General features: G+C 71.3%; 4 protein-coding genes. 3 read left to right on the top strand and 1 reads right to left on the bottom strand.

The features are described from left to right. The coding region (locus VKN16_21270) for an MCP four helix bundle domain-containing protein (protein ID HME96740.1) at positions 1-765 on the bottom strand (765 nt) is incomplete at its 3' end. Positions 766-921: 156 nt separating this feature from the next. Between VKN16_21270 and dctP the strand changes: the two genes are divergently transcribed. From dctP to VKN16_21255, 3 genes are all read left to right on the top strand, one after another. Further along, a complete protein-coding gene (gene dctP / locus VKN16_21265; protein HME96739.1) occupies positions 922-2061 on the top strand; it encodes a TRAP transporter substrate-binding protein DctP in 1140 nt (379 codons plus the stop codon). A 10-nt stretch (positions 2062-2071) separates the two neighbouring features. Beyond that, entirely contained in the window at positions 2072-3712 is a 1641-nt protein-coding gene (locus VKN16_21260) for an amidase (GenBank protein HME96738.1), read from the top strand. 7 nt (positions 3713-3719) lie between these two features. Further along, positions 3720-4353: hypothetical protein (locus VKN16_21255; protein HME96737.1), on the top strand; the 634-nt coding region annotated here is incomplete at its 3' end.

The raw sequence follows: 4353 nt of genomic DNA, 5'->3' as shown, positions 1-4353 counted from the left end.
CTCGCGCACCGGCAGGATGAAGGACCACGAGATCACGAAGCCGAGGCCGAGGGCCAGGACGATCGAGGCGGCCGCGAAGCCGCCGGTGAGCAGGAGCGCGCGACGGTAGGTCGCCTCCACGCCCTCGCGGATACGGCCCATGCCGGCTTCCTCGGCTCTCACCGCCTTCGTCACCAGCGTCGCGATCTCCCGGTAGAGCGGGTAGCCCTCGCTGAGGTGGAGATCCATCGCCTCGTCGGCCTTGTCGTCGCGGATGAGGGCCGCGATGCGCACCACGGTGGCCATGACCTGATCCTGGGTACGGCGGATGGCCCGGATCGTCTCGCGCTGCGCGGTCGGGGCCGCGTCTTCGAGGCGGTCGAACGTGTCGTTGAAGCGGTTGTTCTCGCGGAAGACGGACTCGATGGAGGCGTCGTCCCGCAGGGCCAGCGCGTTGCGCATGAAGTTCATCTGCAGGCCGAGCGCATGCTCGATCTGTCGCATGGCGTCCACCCGCTCGCGCGCCTGATCCAGCAGCCGGCTCTGACGGGCCACGCGGGCGATCGACTCCAGGCCGGTGATCCCCATGACGATGAGCAGCAGCGCGATGAGGAGGAAGGCCCCCAGCAGCTTCGTGTGCACCGACGCGCGCAGCCGGGCGACCCGCCGCACCAGCGGACCGAGGGGCCAGTAGGCGAGCAGGACGCGCGCGATCCGCTCGCCCGGGCCCGGCCGCGAGGCGAGACCGGTCGAGTCAGCGGGACGTTCATCCTGGCGTGAGCCCATGCGCGCTCTGCGGCCTCGCGGGATGCTAGCAGGTCGGTCACAGGCGGTCAACGTGGCCATCGTGGCGCGCGTTCCTTGACACGGCAAGTTCCGTGGCCGATAATCCCCGCGGCCTCGCGCCCTGCCGGATCCCACGCTTCAGGGAAGGAAGACCGCATGACTACCGACCGCGACGCGACCACGCCGTCGCCCACCTCCCGCCGACGCCTGCTGCAGACCGCGGCCATCGCCGCCGGGGCCACCGCCGGCCTGGGCTTCCCCGCGGTGGTGCGCTCGCAGGCGCCGATCAAGTGGCGCGTGCAGACCGCGGCCTATGCCGGAACGGCCGGATACACGCAGTTCCAGAAATACTGCGCGAACATCAAGGAGCTGTCCGAGGGCAAGCTGCAGTTCCAGCCGTTCCCGCCGGACGCGGTCGTGGGCACCTTCGAGATGTTCAACGCGGTGAAGGGCGGCGTGCTGGACGCCATGCACTGCTTCACCACCTACTGGGCGGGCACGATGCCGGTCGCCGCGTTCCTGTCCTCGTATCCCCTGGGCCTGGACCGGCCGGATCAGTGGGAGACCTGGTTCTACGAGCTGGGAGGTTTGCAGATCGCACGCAAGGCCTTCCGCGCGCAGAACATGTACTACGTGGGCCCCGTCCAGCACGACCTGAACATCATCCACTCGAAGGTGCCGATCCGCTCCTTCGAGGAGTTCAAGGGCAAGCGCATCCGCTTCCCGGGGGGAATGGTCGGCGAGATCTTCACGCAGGCCGGTGTCTCCACGGTGCTCCTGACCGGCGGCGAGGTGTACGGCGCCCTGGAGCGCGGCGTCATCGACGCGGCCGACTTCGTCGGCCCGGCCGTCAACTACAATCTCAGATTCGGCGTGGTCGCCAAGTACATCATCATGGGGCCGCCCTCGACGCCGTGTCTCCACCAGCCGGTCGACCTCATGGATGTGACCGTCAACATGGCCCGGTGGACCGCGCTCCCGAAGCACCTGCAGGAGGTGGTGACCGCGGCCACCCGGCAGCACTCGTGGGATCACTACGCCTACATTCAGAAGGAGAACATCTCGGCCTGGGAGAAGTACAAGACCGACGGCGTGCAGGTGATTCGGCTCTCCGAGGAGGACGTGCAGAAGTTCCGGCGGTTCGCCATCCCGCTCTGGTTCAAGTGGGCCAAGAAGGACCCGCTGACCCGGGAGGCGTTCGCCTCGCAGCTCGCCTTCATGCGCACGGTCAACGTCGGCTACGTCCCGGATTCGATGCTGGTCGATGTCGACGGCAAGACCAAGCTCACGCTCTGAGGCCGACGCGGTGGTCGATCTGCACGAGCTCTCGCTCATCGAGCTGTCCCGGCTGATCGCGGCCCGGAAGCTGTCTCCGGTGGAGCTGGCCGACGCGCTGATCGCGCGCGCGGAGGCCCTGGACGGCCAGCTCCGCTCGTTCATCACGCCCACGTTCGAGCTGGCCCGGCGCCAGGCGCGCCAGGCCGAGGCCGAGATCGCGGCGGGCCGCCCACGCGGGCATCTCCACGGCATCCCCTTCGGGCTCAAGGACATCTACGACACCGCGGGCATCCTCACGTCGGCGCACTCGCGAGTGTTCATCGATCGCATTCCGACCGAGGACGCGACCGCCACCGCGAAGCTCTACGAGGCGGGCGCGGTGCTGCTCGGCAAGCTCGCCACCCACGAGATGGCCCACGCCGGGCCGTCGTTCGACCTGCCGTGGCCGCCCGCGCGCAATCCCTGGAACCCGGCCCACTTCACGGGCGGCTCCTCCACCGGCTCGGGCGCCGCCGTCGCGGCCGGGCTGGTGCCGGTCGCCCTGGGCTCGGACACCGGCGGCTCGATCCGCGGACCGGCCTCGCACTGCGGCGTGGTCGGGCTCATGCCCACGTTCGGCCTGGTGAGCCGCGCGGGGGTCGTCACCAACTCGTACACGTTCGACCACTGCGGCCCCCTCACCCGCTCCGTCGCGGACGCCGCCCTCGTGCTGCAGGCCCTGGCCGGCTACGACGCGAGGGATGCGGGCAGCCTGAATCGTCCGATCCCCCGCTACGACGAGGCGCTGGGACCGGACCTGCGCGGGCTCCGGATCGGCGTGCTCCGTCACCACTGGGAGGCCGACATCCCCGCCTCGGACGACGTCCGCGGGGCGATGGAGGCCGCGCTCGAGGTGCTGCGCCGGCTCGGCGCCACGCTCGAGGACTGCCGCGTGAGGCCACTCGCCGCGTACTACGACGTCAAGATCATCATCGCGGAGACCGAGATCTTCAGCGTGCACCAGGCCAACCTGGTCGCGCGCCCCGGCGACTTCGGCGCCGACTTCCGCACCCGCGCGCTCCCCGCCGTGCTCTTCACCGCCAACGACTACGTGCAGGCCACCCGCGAGCACCGGCGGATGATGGCGGAGATGGAGCCGCTCTACGGTCGGTTCGACGCCTTCGTGACCGCCGGGCTGGGCGAGGCTCCCCGTCTCGCCGACTATCGCAGCGTCTCGTTCTGGCAGAAGCCGAGCGCGCTCACCGCCTGGAACGTCACCGGCCAGCCGGTGCTCGCCCTGCCCAACGGCTTCGGGCGCAACGCCCTGCCGCTGGGCATGCAGATCCTCGGACGGCCGTTCGAGGAGCCGACCATTCTGCGCATCGGTCACGCCTACGAGCAGGCCACCGAGTGGCACCGTCGCCGGCCCGCTTTGGTGGCCGGCGCCGAGGCGCCCCCGGTCACGCCGCCGCCCGTGCTCTCGGTGACCGAGCCCGCCGACGCGGCCACGCGCGACCTCTGCGCGACCGCGGCCCGACGCGCCGGTCTGCGACTCGACGACCTGATGCTCGCGCAGCTCCTGGAAGGCGCGCCCTACGCGCTCGGCATGGTCGAGCGGCTCCGGCGGGATCACGGCCTGCACCACGAGCCCGCGAACGTCTTCAGCTTCCCCCCGTCACGCCTCGGCTAGGACTTCCATGCTGGCCGAGCTCCGCGAGGCCGACGCCACCGGCGACATCGCCGCCATCTACGAGCAGATCCGGCGCCTCTGGGCCGTGCCATACGTCTCGTCGCTCCAGCGTCACCTCGCCACCCGACCGGGCTGGCTCGAGTGGACGTGGGCGGCGGTGGGCTCCGCCTTCGCGAGCGGGACCGGGCAGGCCGCGGCCTGGCGCGCCGCCGACGGTCTCTCCGTGCCGCGCCTGGCCCCGATCTCGCGCGACGCGCTTGCGGTGTGGGGCGTGGACGCGAGCGGAGAGGCGGCCATCCGCGCGACCTGCGCCAGCTTCGTTCGCGTGAGCCCGGTCAACCTCGTGCTGTCGGCCCTGCTGCGCCGGCTGCTCAACGGCGAGCGCCCCGCGGGACGTGACGGGACGCCGGCGGCCTGGACACCGCCGCCCTCGCTGGGCCCGCTCCCGGCTCTCGCCGACCCGGCGAAGCTCCCCGCGGCCGAGCGCGCGGTGCTGGCCATGCTCGGCACCACCGTCGGCGACCAGGTGTTCGTGCCGGGGCTCTATCGGATGCTGGCGGCCTGGCCGGCATTCCTCGCGCACGTGGCGACGGTGCTGCGCCCGCACCTGGACGACGCGGCCACCCGCGCGGCCGGCCAGC

The organism is Candidatus Methylomirabilota bacterium (genome assembly GCA_035315345.1).
Lineage (GTDB): Bacteria > Methylomirabilota > Methylomirabilia > Rokubacteriales > CSP1-6 > CAMLFJ01.
This window is presented reverse-complemented; position numbering and strand designations above follow the sequence as displayed.

What these genes read in the sequence shown, in the direction of transcription:
- dctP (HME96739.1), top strand. Translation starts at nt 922, where the DNA reads ATGACTACCGACCGCGACGCGACCACGCCGTCGCCCACCTCCCGCCGA.